The following is a 15792-nucleotide window of genomic DNA, read 5'->3' on the forward strand; positions in this document are numbered from 1 at the left end:
CTTATAATATATAAGGAGCCATGTCTTCGGGAACTCCGGCTACCCGCTGCTGTACATCCATTGCTGTAATAGCAGCCATCTCTTCTTCGGAAAGAACAAAATCAAAGATCTGACTGTTTTCCTCCAGCCGCTCTTTATGCACAGATTTGGGAATTACGCCGATGCCTTGCTGAACAAGCCAGCGCAATCCTACCTGGGCGGGGGTTTTCTGATGATTCTTTCCTATTTCAATCATCAGAGGACTGTTCATATAGGCGCCTCTTGCCAGAGGAGCGTAAGCCTGAAGGACAATTCCCTTTTCTTCACAGTAAGTTTTCAATTCAGGATGGTTAAACAGGGGGTGAAACTCTACCTGGTTTACTGCGGGAACTACATCTGAAACAGTCTTCAGCAGTTCCAAGTCTGCAATACTGAAATTCGATACCCCAATAGACTTTACTTTTCCATCTGTCCGAAGTTTTTCCATTACTTTCCAGGTATTTCCAAAACATCCAGGCACAGGCCAGTGGATAAGATAGAGGTCCACATAGTCCAGCCCCAGACGCTCCAGGCTCCGGTTAAAACTGTCTTCTATATCTCCGATTCTCTGAGCAGTATTCCATATCTTCGTCGTGATAAATAAATCTTCTCTTGGTGTGTCAAGAGCCTGTATTCCTTTACCGACTCCTTCTTCGTTTTTGTAGAAAGAAGCTGTATCGATCAAGCGGTAGCCAGAAGACACGGCATCTGATATTGCCTGTTTCAGCTCTCCGTCGTCAGTGGCTTTGTAAACGCCAAGGCCTAACAGCGGCATTTCTCTTCCGTCATTTAGATGAATTACATGTTCGCCAAAAGACATAACACCAAACCTCCTTTTTACAATCGTTGATAGTATACCATGAAAATATGAAGAATGTTAGTCATATTTATTAAAATTCACAATTTATTCAAACACAAATCAAAATCCACAAAGGTCACGGGCTTTAAAATAAGAGGTTTTTACATAAATTATAATTTCGGAAGAAGACGGTAAAAAGGGGAGGGAAAGCACTAAGAAAAATACATAAAATAGCTTGATAAAACATAGTAAACCATGTATAATGAAGCTAATTGATAAATTATTGTCATTCAGTGTGCCCAAATATGAAAAAGGGCCTGGAAAGGATGGAAAAATGCATTTAATCAAAGATGAAAATGGTAATGTGATCCCTCATGGAGGGGAGGCTCATCAGCATGAACATTGCGGAAGCTGCAGCGATAACTGCCAGGAGAATTGTTCTCAGGAAGTGGTAGCTTTATTGAATTATATGCTGTCACACAATGAACATCATGCCCAGGAGTTGGATCAGATGGCTGAGAATCTTCAGAAACTTGGAATGGAAGATGCAGCTAAGACGATTAAAGAAGGAGTGGCAGATTTTCAGAAAGGAAATATGCGCCTTGGACTGGCTTTGACACTGGTAAAAGAACACTTAAAGGAGGCGTAGATCATGTGTCTTGCAACTGTTCAGAAAGAAAGTGACAATACCGTAATTTTGAAAATGGTCAGCCGTATCGATGTGGATGGGGATAAAGTGATTCTCCGAGATATTATGGGAGAAACGAAAACCATCGTTGGAAGGATTTTGATGGTAGATCTGGCCAACAGCATTGTGAAGCTAGACTGTGAATAACAAAAGGTTTTATGGGGAAACCCTTAAAATAAAACACAATATGCGGAGGTAAAGACCAATGAAACTAGCAGAGGCTATGAAGGAGAAAATGCTCCTTTCCTTTGAACTTTTCCCCCCGAAGACCGAGAAAGGCATGGAAAATCTTCCGGGCACGATTGAGCATCTGTGCAAGTATAAACCGGAATATATTTCCTGTACCTACGGCGCAGGAGGGGGAAACGTAGGAGCAAACAGGGAAGTCTGCCAGATGATCAAAAAAGCTGGCCCTATTCCTGTGACTCACTTCACGGTTATCCGTAACACAAAGGAGGGCATCAAAGAGCAGCTGGATCAATATCTGGCGGAAGGCGTAGATCATATGCTGGCTCTTCGGGGCGATCTTCCTCTGGGGGAAACCACTACCTGCGGGGATTTTGATTATGCCACAGATCTTGTGAAATTTGTAAAAGATCAATATGGCGACAAATTTGAAATCGCAGTAGCAGGCTCTCCGGAAGGACATATCGCATGCCGCAGCCTGGAAGCGGATATTTCCGTTTTGAGGCAGAAGCAGGATAACGGAGCTGATTACATCATGACTCAGCTTTGCTGGGACATGGAACAGTTCAAACGCTGGCTGGACGCTATTCGTAAAGCAGGCGTGACCATGCCGGTGGATGTGGGGATTATGCCGATTCTGGATCAGGCCGCCACTATTAATATGGCTCTGTCCCGGAATGGCTGTGTAATGGACCGTGAATTGTCCAGACTCATCTCCAGACACTGGCTGTTCCCGAATCCTTTCAATCCTAAGGACGCAGAGGGTAAGCCCTTTGATATGTTCTATGATAAAAAGGTGAAAGAATTTAAAGAAGAGGGTATCGAGTATACCATCAGACAGATTGATGAGTACCGGGCACTTGGTGTTAATGGTATCCATCTGTATGCGTTGAATAAGTGGAAAGACGTATCTGAAATTATTGAAAGATCTGGACTTCGTACACTTGTTTAAAATTTAAATTCAGGAGGCGCCTGATTTATGGCACATGTAATTGCAGTCGCAGGAAAAGGCGGCGTAGGTAAGACAACATTAACGGGACTGATCATACAGTATCTGGGCGAAAAGGGAAAAGGTCCCATCCTTGCAGTGGATGCGGATGCAAACTCCAATCTTAATGAAGTGTTGGGAGTGGAGGTAGAGACTACTCTGGGAGAAATCAGAGAAGAGGTGGCAGGAGCAGAGATGGCTTCTAAAAACCCGATTCCTTCAGGCGTGTCAAAGGCAGATTATATGGAGTATAAGTTTGACGATGCTCTTGCAGAGTCTGACGACTTTGATCTGCTGGTTATGGGACGCACTCAGGGGAAAGGCTGTTACTGCTTTGTAAACGGACTTCTTCAGGCACAGATTCAGCGACTTGAAAAGAATTACCCCTATATTATTGTGGATAATGAAGCTGGTATGGAGCATATCAGCAGAGGTGTGCTTCCGAACATGGAAACAGCGATTCTGGTCAGCGACTGTTCCAGAAGAGGCGTTCAGGCTGCCGGCAGGATCGCCCAGCTGATTAAAGAGTGCAATATGCACCCCAGACAGGTAGGACTGATTGTAAACAGAGCCCCTGATGGAAAACTTAATGAAGGAACCAGAGAAGAGATCGAAAAACAAGGTCTTCATCTACTGGGAGTAGTACCACAAAATGATACAGTCTATGAGTATGACTGTGACGGGACGCCAACCGTTGACCTTCCCGAAGACTCGCCTGTGAAAAAAGCCATTCGGGAAATTGTGGACAAATTAGAATTTTAAGAGAAGAGGCGACATAAAGGAGGATAACATGAGTGAATTCAGATTAACTACAGTAGAAGAATTTGAAGCTGCTACTGCGAGACTGTTAGAGACAGGTGCTAAAGTAGGCGCTGATTCCTGGCAGGCTCGTGTAAAGAACCAGACACCCCATTGTAAATTTGGTGAAGAAGGCGTTTGCTGCCGTATCTGTACAATGGGACCATGCCGTATCACGAAGAAAGCCCCAAGAGGAATCTGTGGATGTGATGTACACGGTATCGTAGGACGTAATTATCTGAAGTTTACAGCAGGCGGAGCTGCTACCCATTCCGATCACGGACGTGAGATCTGCCACACTCTTTATGCTACAGCAGCAGATGGATGCTATAAAGTAAAAGATCCTGATAAGCTGATCCGCATTGCAAAAGAGTGGGGAATTGAGACAGAAGGAAAAGACATTTACGACCTGGCTCATGAAGTGGCTTATGAAGGCCTTATGGAATACGGAAAACCTTTCGGAACTCAGAGATTCTTAAAGAGAGCTCCGGAATCCCAGCAGAAACTGTGGGAAGAAAATGAACTGGCACCACGGGCTATTGACCGTGAAGTATCATGCTCCTTACATATGGCTCACATGGGATGTTCTTCCAAACCAGAAGCCCTGGTAAAACAGTCTATCCGTGCAGGACTTTCTGATGGATGGGGCGGTTCCATGATGGGAACAGAGTTTTCTGACGTACTCTTCGGTACACCAAAGCCTATTGAGACAGAAGCGAACCTGGGTGTTATGGTAGAAGAAAACGTGAATATCGTTGTTCATGGACATGACCCAAGTCTTTCCGAAATGATCTGCGAAGTGGCTGACAGTCCTGAAATGGTTGCATATGCAAAAGAAATGGGTGCAAAAGGAATTACTATTTCCGGTGTATGCTGTACCTCTAACGAGGTTGCCATGCGTCGTGGAATCCCAATGGCAGGTAACTTCCTTCAGCAGGAAAACGTAGTGCTCACCGGAGCCTGCGAAGCTATCGTTGTAGATGTGCAGTGTATCTTCCCTGCATTAGGACCTCTGAGCAAATGTTTCCATACCAAGTTCATTACAACATCTCCAATCGCACAGATGCCGGATTCCGAGTTTATTCGCTTTGATGCTCATTCCGCACTGGAAAAGGCTACTCAGATCGTGAAGCTGGCAATTGAGAACTTTAAGAACAGAAAACCGGAACTTGTTTACATTCCTCAGATGAAACAGAAAGCAACTGTTGGATATTCTACAGAAGCTATCGTAAAAGCTCTGGACGGCGTTGCCAATACACAGGTTGACGAACTTGGAACCACAAAACCGCTGCTTCAGTGTATTACCTCCGGTGTATTAAGAGGAGCTGTAGCTATGGTTGGATGTAATAACCCAAAGGTTCGTCCTGACCTGGCTCATATCGAATTGATGAAGAAGCTGCTGGCAAACGACATCATCGTCATTGCTTCTGGCTGTTCTGCACAGGCTGCTGCTAAGGCAGGTCTTATGGATAAGGCAGCAAAAGATGTGTGTGGCGATGGCCTGAAGAGAGTATGCGAACTGGCAGATATTCCTCCGGTACTTCATATGGGATCTTGTGTAGATATTTCCCGTATGCTGGTTCTGGCAGCAACTCTTGCTAAAGATGCAGGTCTTCATATTTCACAGCTGCCGGTTGTAGGCTGTGCTCCAGAATGGATGTCTGAGAAGGCAGTATCTATCGGAAACTATGTTATCGGTTCCGGTATTGATACATTCCTGGGCGTAGATCCATATGCATCAGGCTCCAGCGAAATGGTTGAAATCCTGACAAACGGCACCAGACAGTGGTGTGAAGCAGCGTTTACTGTAGAAAAAGATATTGATAAATTAGGTGATGCCATGATGGCAAGAATCGAAGAAAAGAGAGCTGCCCTGGGCATCTAATAATTCTGAAACATAACTAGGAAAGGTGAATGACATGAAAATAGCGGTTACAGGAAAAGGCGGTGTGGGAAAGACCACCTTCGCCGCAACTCTTGCCCGGCTTTATGCTGACGAAGGAAAACATGTTCTCGCAGCAGACGTAGACCCGGATGCCAATCTTGGATTGGCTCTGGGGTTTGACGAAGAAACCCTGGATTCTATAGTCCCCATTACTAAAATGAGAAAACTCATTGAAGAAAGAACAGGGGCCGGAGAGGATAATCAGTTCTATACACTGAATCCTAAGGTCAGCGATATTCCGGATACATACTCGAAAGAGGTAAACGGTGTAAAGCTTCTTGTTCTGGGAACAGTGGAGACAGGAGGAGGCGGCTGTGTATGTCCGGAGCATGTTATGCTCAGAAGGATCATCAATAACCTGGTCCTGCACAGAGACGATGTTGTGATCATGGATATGGAGGCCGGTCTGGAGCATCTGGGCCGTGGAACTACAGAATCCATGGATCAGTTTATCGTTGTGATCGAACCAGGAGCCAGAAGCGTACAGACTTATAAAAATGTAAAGCGCCTTGCAGATGATCTAGGGGTCAAACAGGTACGTGTAGTTGCCAATAAAGTAAGAAATGCAGAGGATGAAGAATTTGTCAGAAGCCGTATACCGGCAGAGGATCTCCTGGGCTTCATTCACTACAACACAGAAGTTATGGATGCAGATCGTCAGGGAAAATCCCCTTACGATTTCAGCAATACAGTAAAAGAAGAAATCACACAAATTAAAAACATAATCGATCAGGGATTATGAGATGTTAGGAGGAAAAAACATTGACTTTATTTGAAACAGTATTCAGCGGAAATGACGCTGTCTATGGATTGACAGAAAATGCAATTAATGCTGCTATTGAACAGCACGGTGCTGACAAAGCTGTCAGCTTTCCAAACACAGCATACAGCCTGCCATGCTACTATGCTGTAACAGGTGTAAAGGTTGGCACTTTAGGAGAATTAAAAAATGCTCTGGGCGTAGTAAAAACTCTTATGACAAGAGAAAACAGAACCCATGACATTTTCATGTCCGGTGTTGCAACTGCTCTTTGTGCTGAGTTTATCGAAGTATTAAAATATATTGACGGAGCAACTCCATATGAAGAGCCGTGCTACGGACATCTGGCAGATGCTGTGATCCGTGAGCTGGGTGTACCCCTTGTAACTGGAGATATCCCAGGTGTAGCCGTTATCTTAGGCAAAGCTCCTACTACAGAAGAAGCTGTAGCCCTGGTTAAGAGCTATCAGGCACAGGGTATTCTGGTAACACTGGTTGGCGATATCATTGATCAGTTATCAGAGGCCGGTATGAAGACTGGTGCAAACCTTCGTGTTATTCCTTTAGGAAAAGACGTAACAGCTGTTATCCATGTTGTATCTGTTGCTCTTAGAGCAGCCCTGATCTTCGGTAACATCACACCGGGAGATGCAGGAAATCTGATGAAGTACACAATGGAACGTGTTCCTGCATTTGTAAATGCTTTTGCTCCTTTAAACGATGTGATCGTAGCATGCGGTGCCGGCGCTATTGCTTTAGGATTCCCTGTAATCACAAACCAGGAAGGCGTAGCTGAAGTACCAAAGAGCCTGATCTGCCAGCCAGATGTAAGCAAATTCAACGCAACATCTCTGGAAGCCCGTGACATTAAGATCAAAATTACAAATATCGATATTCCTGTTGCTTTCGCTTCTGCATTTGAAGGTGAGATCATCCGCCGCGGCGATATGCAGGTTGAATTTGATGGTTCTCGTGTAGACTGTGCTGAGCTGGTACAGGCTGTAGACGCTACAGAGATTGAAGATCACAAGATCACCATTGTAGGTCCTGACGTAGACGAAATGGAACTGGGAAGTAAGAATACCATCGCCTATGTTGTAAAAGTCGCTGGAAAGAACATGCAGTCTGACTTTGAGCCGGTTATCGAGCGTAAGTTCCATAACTACATCAACTGTATTGAGGGCGTATATCATACAGGACAGCGTGATATGCTCCGTATCCGTATCGGAAAAGAAGCTTTTAACGCAGGCTTCCGTCTGAAACATATCGGTGAAGTACTTTATGTTTCTGTTAAAAACGAATTTGACGCAGTTGTTGATAAATGCGAGGTAACTATCTATACAGATCCTGCTGAATGTACAAGAGTACGTCATGAAGTTGCTATTCCAACCTTTGACAAACGTGACGAGCGTCTGGATACTCTTACAGATGAATCTGTTGATGTTTACTACAGCTGTATCCTGTGCCAGGCATTCTCACCATCTCACGTATGCGTGGTAACTCCGGAACGTCTGGGACTTTGCGGAGCCGTTTCATGGCTGGATGCAAAAGCTACAAACCAGCTGGATCCAAACGGACCATGTCAGGTAATCACAAAAGAGAGACCTATCGATGAAAGGATCGGCGAATACGAAGACGTTAACGAAGCTGTTCAGAAATTCTCTCAGGGTGCTTTACAGGATGTATCTCTGTACTCCATCATGGAGAAACCAATGACCTCCTGCGGATGTTTTGAGTGTATCTGCGGTATTGAGCCATTCTCTAACGGTGTTGTTATCACAAACCGTGAGTATGCAGGAATGACACCTCTTGGAATGACATTCCCAGAGCTGGCTTCTATGACAGGCGGCGGTGTTCAGACACCTGGATTCATGGGACATGGTAAACACTTCATTTCTTCCAAGAAGTTCATGAAGGCAGAAGGCGGTATCGAGCGTATCGTATGGATGCCTAAGGAACTGAAAGATACTGTTGCAGAGAGACTGAACAAAACAGCTAAAGAACTGTACGGAATCGACAACTTTACAGATATGGTCGGAGATGAGACCATTGCAACAGATCCGGAAACACTGGTTGCTTTCCTGACAGAGAAAAACCATCCTGCACTGGGCATGGAACCAATGATGTAATAATTTAGAAATATGCAGTATCGGGAAATGGGAGATGTCTCGCAGGAGGCCTCCCGTTTCCTGTGTAAAAGTAAATTGACAAAAAAACTCCAAATAAGTCACAGAACAGACCGTAGTTTTATAAAGTTTTTTGTATAATATTACAGGGGAAACTTGTCAATATTGCGTGTAATGTAGTATAATGTAGGCGGCAAAATAGAGGGCTGCCATTTACCTCTTTGCCGTTTATATACAATGGGACGGTACCTTTGTCGGACCGCCTGTTGTAAAGAATAATATGAAGGAGGCTCATAGAAATGCCGTTTAATCAGAAACCACAGAAGTTCAATGCAAGCATTAATACAGTTGAGATTGGATGCGGAGACAAAGCGATCAAATTAGGAGGAGAATGTACTTTTCCTTTCTATACATTTGATGCTCCTATGGAAAATGCACCGAAGATTGGTGTAGAAGTTTCCGATCTGGGTATTGCTTCCAATATTCCTGGTATCCAGAAGTTTTACGAAGGCGCTTCTACTATCGGAGAAATTGCAAAAAAAGCCGAGACAATGGAAGGCGCTGATTTTGTCTGCCTGCGCTTAGAGGGCGGAGATCCTAATGGAGAAGACAAATCTATTGATGAACTGATCGAAGTTGTAAAGGAAGTTGCAGACGCTGTTACCTGTCCTCTGGTAGTAGAAGGATGCAAAAATGTTGAAAAAGACACAGAACTGCTTCCAAAGGTAGCTGAAGTTCTGCAGGGCAAGAACGCTCTGGTAATGTCTGCAAGAGAAGAAAACTACAAAGCTGTAGGTGCTGCTGCAGGTCTTGCTTACAACCAGAAAGTAGGCGCTGAATCTGCCGTTGATATCAACCTTGCAAAACAGTTAAACGTTGTTATGACTCAGCTGGGAGTTAAGGCTCAGGATATCGTAATGAACGTTGGTTCTGCTGCAGTGGGTTATGGTTTTGAATATGTTGTTTCTACTATGGACCGTATTAAAGGTGCTGCTTTATCTCAGAATGATAATATGCTGCAGATGCCTATCATCACAGCAGTTGCTGATGAAGCATGGAGTGTAAAAGAGGCTATGGCTACTGAAGAGGATATGCCTGAGTGGGGTCCTCTGGAAGAAAGAGGAATCAGCATGGAAGTTCAGACAGCAGCTGCTGTATTAGCATCCGGTTCTGACGCCGTTATCCTGAAACATCCTCAGTCCGTTGCAACTATTTCAAAAATGATTAAAGAATTAATGTAATCGTAAAACAGGAGGATATTAAAAATGGCATTAACAGGTATTCAAATCTTTAAAATGACACCAAAGAAAAACTGTAAGGAATGCGGCTGCCCTACATGTATGGCTTTTGCTATGAAAGTTGCTCAGGGCGCTCTGGAAATATCCAAATGTCCGCATATGTCTGAGGAAGCTCTGGCAGAGCTGTCTGAGGCTACTGCTCCCCCAATGAAAACTATCAAGGTTGGAACAGGCGAAGGAGAATACACCTTAGGCGGAGAAACTGTTTTATTCAGACATGAGAAAACTTTTGTCAGCAAGACAAGATATGCTGTTTCTCTCTGCACATGCATGGATGACGCAGCAGTAGATGCAAAGATTGCTGAACTTCAGAAGGTTGATTATGAGCGTATCGGTGAAAGAATGCACGTGGAAATGGTTTACGTGAACTATCAGGACGGTGCAGACAAAGACCGCTATGTAGAAATGGTGAAGAAAGCAGCAGCAACAGGCAAGACTCTGATCCTGGGATGTAAAGACGCAGAAGTTGCAAAAGCAGCTCTGGAAGTATGCAAAGATGGCAAACCAGTATTAAACGGTGCTACAGCTGCAAACTATGCTGCTATGAACGATATCGCTAAAGAAGCAGGAGTTGTTCTGGGAGTATCTGGCGCTGACTTAAATGAAATCTATGATACAGTAGCAGCTTTAGAGAAAGCCGGAAATAAGAACCTGGTAATCGATGCTACAGGCGCTTCTGTAAAAGAAGCATATGCAAACGCTGTACAGATCCGTCGCGCTTCTCTGAAAGATCAGGACAGAACTTTCGGTTATCCTACAATCGTAAATACAGCAGCAGTTGCTCATGGTGACAGATATCTGCAGCAGGCACTGGCTTCTCTGTTTACAGTAAAATATGGTTCTATCGTTGTTATGGAAACTCTGGATTACGCTGAGGCACTTCCTCTGTTCGGTCTGAGACAGAACGTATTTACAGATCCTCAGAAACCAATGAAGGTTGAACCAGGCATCTATCCATTAAACGGAGCAGATGAAAATTCTCTGTGTCTGACAACTGTAGACTTTGCTCTTACATATTTCGTTGTTTCCGGCGAGCTGGAGCGTTCCGGTGTTCCATGCAACCTGATCATTTCCGATGCAGGCGGACTTTCCGTACTGACAGCATGGGCAGCAGGAAAACTGTCTTCCACTTCTGTTGCAACTTACATCAAAGAAAATGTAGAAGACAAAGTAAAATGCAGAAAACTGGTTATTCCTGGAAAAGTTGCCGTACTGAAGGGCGATATCGAGTCCAAACTTCCTGGATGGGAAATCATTGTAGCTCCTCTGGAGGCTGTACAGTTAGTAAAATTCCTGAAAGATTTAACTGCTTAATGTTTGCAAAAAGAGCTTGTTAAAAGAAAATTTTTTATAAAAGGAGAAACATTATGGCAAAATTTATTACAATTGGTGAGAGACTTTCCACAACTGCACCTGCAGTAAACAAAGCTTTTACAGAGAGAGATCCTGAACCGATTCTGGCAAGAGCAAAACAGCAGCTGGATGCAGGCGCTGTTTACCTGGATGTAAACATCGGACCTGCTGAGAACGACGGCGAAGATTTAATGAAATGGGTAGTAGAACTCCTTCAGTCAAACTTCGACAACGTTCCTCTGGCACTGGATACTTCCAACAAAAAAGCTATCGAGGCTGGTATCTCTGTATATAACAGAGCAAAAGGAAAACCTATTGTAAACTCCGCAGATGCAGCTGGCAGAATTGAATATCTTGACCTGGCAGCAGCAAACGATGCAATCTGTATCGCTCTTTGCAACGGCGAAGGCCTTGCAAAAGATAATGACGAGCGTATGATGTACTGCCAGACACTTCTTGAAAGAGGTATGGAGCACGGTATGGATGCTGCTGATATCTGGTTCGATCCTTTATTCCTGGTTGTTAAAGGTATGCAGGAAAAACAGATGGAAATCCTGGAAGCTATCAAGATGTTCAGCGATATGGGACTGAATTCTACAGGTGGTCTTTCCAATAACTCCAACGGTATGCCAAAACATATCCGTCCGATCATGGACTCTGCTATGGTTGCTATGGCTATGATGCAGGGACTGACATCTGCTATTGTTAATCCTAACGACAAGAGACTTATGGAGACAATTAAATCCTGTGACGTTCTGAAGAACAATACATTATATGCAGATTCTTATCTGGAGCTTTAATATTACAGATAAAGATGAACATGAGAGAGGAGCTGCTGCACATTTTCGTGCGGCAGTTCCTGTATAAAACAAAGAAAGGCAGAAATTCCTATGTTTAAAGTGACTTTTAAGTTCGGAAGCGGCGAGGATGTCACGACCTTTGCCCAGGAAAATGAGAATCTGCTGGAAGCAGCCCGGAAGGTAAACGTAGCTATCGATGCCCCTTGCGGCGGTAATGCTTCCTGTGGAAAATGCAAAGTAAAAATTCTGGAGGGTAATATAGATTCCCCAAAGACCCGGCATATTTCCGATGAGGAATACAGCGAAGGATGGAGACTGGCATGTGTAAGTAAGGTGACAGGTGATGTTGCGGTACAGGTACCTGATATTGCATCTGCTTACCGCAGTAGAATGAAAGTTGCGGATTTAAGCTCGAATAAAGAAATTGAAATTTTCGAGAATGCAAAAAATGATATAGAAGCAGCAGGAATTGCCTTGACAAACAGCATGGGTGTCCTGGATGTGGAAATGGATGTGCCAACTTTAGACGACACAATGCCGGATAATGAGCGGCTTATGCGGGCTATTAAGAAAAAAACAGGAGCTGCAAGAGTACGCCTTCCGTTCCAGGTGTTAAATAAAATCGCCCGGGTTTTCCGGGAATCTGATTTTCAGGTGTGCTGTGTGATCCGTACCTCTGTGGATAAAGAAGATATTTTTGTCTATGACGTATATCCAAAAGGTGCAGAGGTAGTTATCGGCGGTCTGGCAGTGGATATTGGAACCACCACAGTTTCCGCCCTTCTGATCAATATGGAAACCGGAGAGATTATCGGAAAGGCCTCTGCCGGGAATGGACAGATCCGTTACGGCGCAGACGTGATCAACCGTATCATTGAATCCATGAAACCGGGAGGAAGCAAGAAGCTTCAGGATGCGGTGATCAAAGAAACTATCAATCCAATGATTGAACAGATGTGCAGAGCCAGTGGTTTTAATCCTGACCATATTTACCGCATGTGCGTGGCAGGAAATACTACTATGAATCATCTGCTGACTGGAATGGAAGGAGATCCCATCCGCATGGAGCCTTACATTCCTACATTTTTCAAAACCAATTCCCTGTTTGCATCTGATATTGGTATCCGGATTAACAGAGACGCACATATTATTGTGGCCCCCAATATCGGAAGTTATGTAGGCGGGGATATCACAGCCGGTACTTTGGTAAGTATGCTTTGGAATCGTCCGGAATTTTCTTTATTCATCGACTTAGGCACAAATGGTGAATTAGTCTTTGGAAACTCTGATTTTATGATGAGCTGTGCATGCTCTGCAGGACCTGCCTTCGAAGGCGGAGATATCAGCTGCGGCATGCGGGCTACAGATGGAGCTATCGAGGCCTGTACCATTGACAAAGAGACAATGGAGCCTTCTTATCATGTCATCGGTGAGGAAGGTCAGAAGCCTATTGGTCTTTGCGGCTCCGGGATCATCGATGTGATCGCAGAATTGTTCCGTACGGGCATCATCAACCCTAAGGGTAAATTTATCCGGGAGGGAAAACGTGTGCGCCATGACCAGTACGGCATGGGCAGTTATGTCCTGGCTTTTGAGGAAGAGGCAGGTTCTGTAAAAGATGTGGAAATCAATGAAGTGGATATTGATAATTTTATCCGGGCAAAGGGAGCAATTTTCTCTGCTATCCGTACTATGCTGGCTTCTCTTGATTTCGACGTGGAAATGATTGATGATGTCTATGTGGCAGGAGGAATTGGAAGTGGGATTAATATGAGAAATGCTGTGCGGATTGGCATGTTCCCGGATATTCCCCTGGAAAAATTCCATTATATTGGAAATTCTTCTCTGTCCGGCGCTTATACTATGCTTCTTTCCAGAGAGGCAGAGCGCAAATGCTATGAGTTAGCATCCAATATGACTTATCTGGAACTGTCTGCAGTTCCTACCTATATGGATGAGTTTGTTGCCTGCTGCTTTATTCCACATACGGATACATCGCTGTTTCCGTCCTGTACGCAGGAATAGACTACAAAAATATCCGAGGTGAAAATATGAATTTCGATTATGCAAAAGACAGCAAAGAACAGCGCCCATATGAGCATTATCTGGAGGCTTATAGAGAATTAGAGCCTGAGGAGATCAGTGAGCGGACCGGGTTTCCCTATGATCAGGAGAAAGGTCTGTTTACTCTGCATCTTATGGGAACCACGTACCTTGTTTCATTCCCGGATTATGAGATTCATCATGAGGAGGACTCTGTTGGAGTCTATCCTCTTGAAGAAGCCATGAATGCGAAAATTCTCATTGCCCGCTATATGGCAGAGAGACATGCGGCGCCTTCTTCCGGTAAGTTTATTACTTACCATGAGGTTCCATGGGGAGAGGTGTATTTTAGACAGTTTCAGGGGCGATGCCTTATGCGTCTGGCATTTTCCTATGGGAATAAACTGGAAACGTTCAAAAAGATCATGGAACATTTAGGAGCAGAAAAATCTACAGAAGGAGATTGTTCCTATAAACTGGAATTTATGGACAATCTTTTTATAAAATTCATTCTCTGGGAGGGAGACGATGAATTTCCACCTTCCTCACAGATTCTGTTTTCCGATAATTTTGCCGCCAGCTTTGCGGCAGAAGATTTAGCTGTGGTGGGAGATATTTCCATCAATATGATGAAAGCATTAGAAAAAAAGCTGTCTTAAAAATCAGACAATGTGAAGTAATAGTAGAGTAGGTATTGCGCGTTAAGTGTCATGGGATGGGAAGTTGTCCATGAACGAAGGTGATCTTCGGATCGTCCACGATGTAATATTGCATCCGCTACTACATTAAAGACTTGAGATTATAAATTCTTCTCTTTGGTGTAGTAACTACTATACCAGAGCATAGGTTTCTTTGTGCAGACCAGGACTGGCAAAGGAAAAGAAGATCCTGGTGTGCTGCCAGACAGCAAAAGAGGAGGATTTATAACAGATGAAAAATGCAAATAAAGTAAGAATTATGGCATTTGCAGGCGTGATCATTGCAATGAATATCGTGCTTGCAAGATTGGTTGCTATTAATATCGGACCGACTTTGAGAATCACAGTGAGCCAGACACCTGTTTATCTGGCTGGTTTCTGGTTCGGCCCGGTTGTTGGAGGAATCTGCGGTTTCCTTGGGGACCTGATAGGAAGTCTTCTTCAGGGATATGCGCCAAACCCGTTGATTTCAGTGTCTGCCATTTTGGCAGGTGTGCTTCCCGGACTTTTCCGTCATGTGATGGAGAAAAAACCAGCTTTGTGGAAAGTTGTGGGAATCCTTGTTATACATGGACTCGTAGGAGCATTGGGCTTTACCTGCATCGGTCTCCATATGTATTATGGAACACCTTGGTCTGTGCTTTACGCAACCCGCGTAGTGCAGACAATCATGCTTACGGCTGTTAACTCAGTTCTTGTATTTTTCTTGTACAAGAGCCCTCTTACAGGTTTTGTAAAGAAAAGCATTGCAGAGGGAAAAGGAAAGGTAGGCCAGATAAATACTGCAGATAATAAAAGTATGAAATAGAAAATAATATGGCTGAAGCCATTTTATTTCCCAAAGCAGAAAGTCAGGTGTATATATTACATCTGCACTTGGAGGCTGCTGGGGGAAGCCGGATATCAGTCCTTGGCAGCGCACAAAGTGTTTGATCCTTTCAAGATTGAGGGGAGAGGGAGTTGAGGCGGGTTTGCCTGCTTTGTTCTCTGCCTGCCTAGGATATCCGGTTTAAAATACCAGACAGTAAATATGTACAGGGAATATTGTCTGGTCATAGATGGATGCAGAAAGAGCTTCCATCTGTATAGAAAAAGGAGGTATTTGGTATGGGATTCAAATCAGACATCGAAATCGCACAGGAATGTGTCATGGAGCCAATCACAAAGATTGCGGAGAAAGCAGGTATTGATGAAAAATATCTGGAACAGTACGGAAAGTACAAAGCAAAGATCGACTACAACTTACTGAACGAATCCGACGCTCCAAATGGAAAACTGATTCTTGTTACAGC

At 44.1% G+C, this 15792-nt stretch carries 15 protein-coding genes and 1 riboswitch; of the genes, 14 read left to right on the forward strand and 1 reads right to left on the reverse strand.

Annotation, left to right across the window (positions count from 1 at the left end; genetic code table 11):
• Position 1: 1 nt before the first annotated feature.
• Positions 2 to 838 (reverse strand): aldo/keto reductase, encoded by an 837-nt coding sequence (locus tag B5G33_RS04850; protein WP_087269827.1) that lies wholly within the window; start codon positions 836 to 838, stop codon positions 2 to 4.
• A gap of 313 nt (positions 839 to 1151) precedes the next feature.
• On the opposite strand from B5G33_RS04850, the gene B5G33_RS04855 reads away from it, so the two are divergent.
• The 14 genes from B5G33_RS04855 to B5G33_RS04920 all read left to right on the forward strand — a co-directional run.
• Positions 1152 to 1466, forward strand: a complete 315-nt coding sequence (locus tag B5G33_RS04855) for a cobalt transporter (protein WP_087269830.1) — start codon at positions 1152 to 1154, stop codon at positions 1464 to 1466.
• 3 nt (positions 1467 to 1469) lie between these two features.
• Positions 1470 to 1652: a CooT family nickel-binding protein gene (locus B5G33_RS04860; protein WP_087269833.1), complete on the forward strand. Its 183-nt coding sequence runs from the start codon at positions 1470 to 1472 to the stop codon at positions 1650 to 1652.
• A 58-nt stretch (positions 1653 to 1710) separates the two neighbouring features.
• A complete protein-coding gene (locus B5G33_RS04865; protein WP_087269836.1) occupies positions 1711 to 2643 on the forward strand; it encodes a methylenetetrahydrofolate reductase in 933 nt (310 codons plus the stop codon).
• Positions 2644 to 2670: 27 nt separating this feature from the next.
• Positions 2671 to 3441: an ATP-binding protein gene (locus B5G33_RS04870; protein WP_087269839.1), complete on the forward strand. Its 771-nt coding sequence runs from the start codon at positions 2671 to 2673 to the stop codon at positions 3439 to 3441.
• Positions 3442 to 3469: 28 nt separating this feature from the next.
• Entirely contained in the window at positions 3470 to 5362 is a 1893-nt protein-coding gene (gene cooS / locus B5G33_RS04875) for an anaerobic carbon-monoxide dehydrogenase catalytic subunit (protein WP_087269843.1), read from the forward strand.
• A 34-nt stretch (positions 5363 to 5396) separates the two neighbouring features.
• Entirely contained in the window at positions 5397 to 6164 is a 768-nt protein-coding gene (locus B5G33_RS04880) for an ATP-binding protein (RefSeq protein ID WP_087416904.1), read from the forward strand.
• A gap of 20 nt (positions 6165 to 6184) precedes the next feature.
• Positions 6185 to 8311 (forward strand): acetyl-CoA decarbonylase/synthase complex subunit alpha/beta, encoded by a 2127-nt coding sequence (gene acsB, locus B5G33_RS04885; protein WP_087269849.1) that lies wholly within the window; start codon positions 6185 to 6187, stop codon positions 8309 to 8311.
• 296 nt (positions 8312 to 8607) lie between these two features.
• A complete protein-coding gene (gene acsD, locus B5G33_RS04890) occupies positions 8608 to 9549 on the forward strand; it encodes an acetyl-CoA decarbonylase/synthase complex subunit delta (protein WP_087269852.1) in 942 nt (313 codons plus the stop codon).
• 24 nt (positions 9550 to 9573) lie between these two features.
• Complete coding sequence (gene acsC / locus B5G33_RS04895; RefSeq protein ID WP_087416905.1) at positions 9574 to 10920, forward strand: acetyl-CoA decarbonylase/synthase complex subunit gamma; 1347 nt, start codon at positions 9574 to 9576, stop codon at positions 10918 to 10920.
• A 53-nt stretch (positions 10921 to 10973) separates the two neighbouring features.
• Positions 10974 to 11759, forward strand: coding sequence for a carbon monoxide dehydrogenase/acetyl-CoA synthase methytransferase subunit (acsE, locus tag B5G33_RS04900; protein WP_087269857.1), 786 nt, complete (start codon positions 10974 to 10976; stop codon positions 11757 to 11759).
• Positions 11760 to 11849: 90 nt separating this feature from the next.
• Entirely contained in the window at positions 11850 to 13784 is a 1935-nt protein-coding gene (gene acsV / locus B5G33_RS04905; protein ID WP_087269860.1) for a corrinoid activation/regeneration protein AcsV, read from the forward strand.
• Between the two features lie 26 nt (positions 13785 to 13810).
• Complete coding sequence (locus B5G33_RS04910) at positions 13811 to 14461, forward strand: DUF3786 domain-containing protein (protein WP_087269863.1); 651 nt, start codon at positions 13811 to 13813, stop codon at positions 14459 to 14461.
• A 22-nt stretch (positions 14462 to 14483) separates the two neighbouring features.
• A riboswitch (THF riboswitch) is annotated at positions 14484 to 14584 on the forward strand.
• A gap of 148 nt (positions 14585 to 14732) precedes the next feature.
• Positions 14733 to 15308 (forward strand): folate family ECF transporter S component, encoded by a 576-nt coding sequence (locus tag B5G33_RS04915; RefSeq protein ID WP_087269866.1) that lies wholly within the window; start codon positions 14733 to 14735, stop codon positions 15306 to 15308.
• A gap of 299 nt (positions 15309 to 15607) precedes the next feature.
• On the forward strand, positions 15608 to 15792 hold a 185-nt coding region (locus B5G33_RS04920), incomplete at its 3' end, for a formate--tetrahydrofolate ligase (RefSeq protein WP_143276496.1).

The organism is Blautia sp. An81 (genome assembly GCF_002161285.1).
Taxonomy (GTDB): Bacteria; Bacillota; Clostridia; order Lachnospirales; family Lachnospiraceae; genus Blautia; species Blautia ornithocaccae.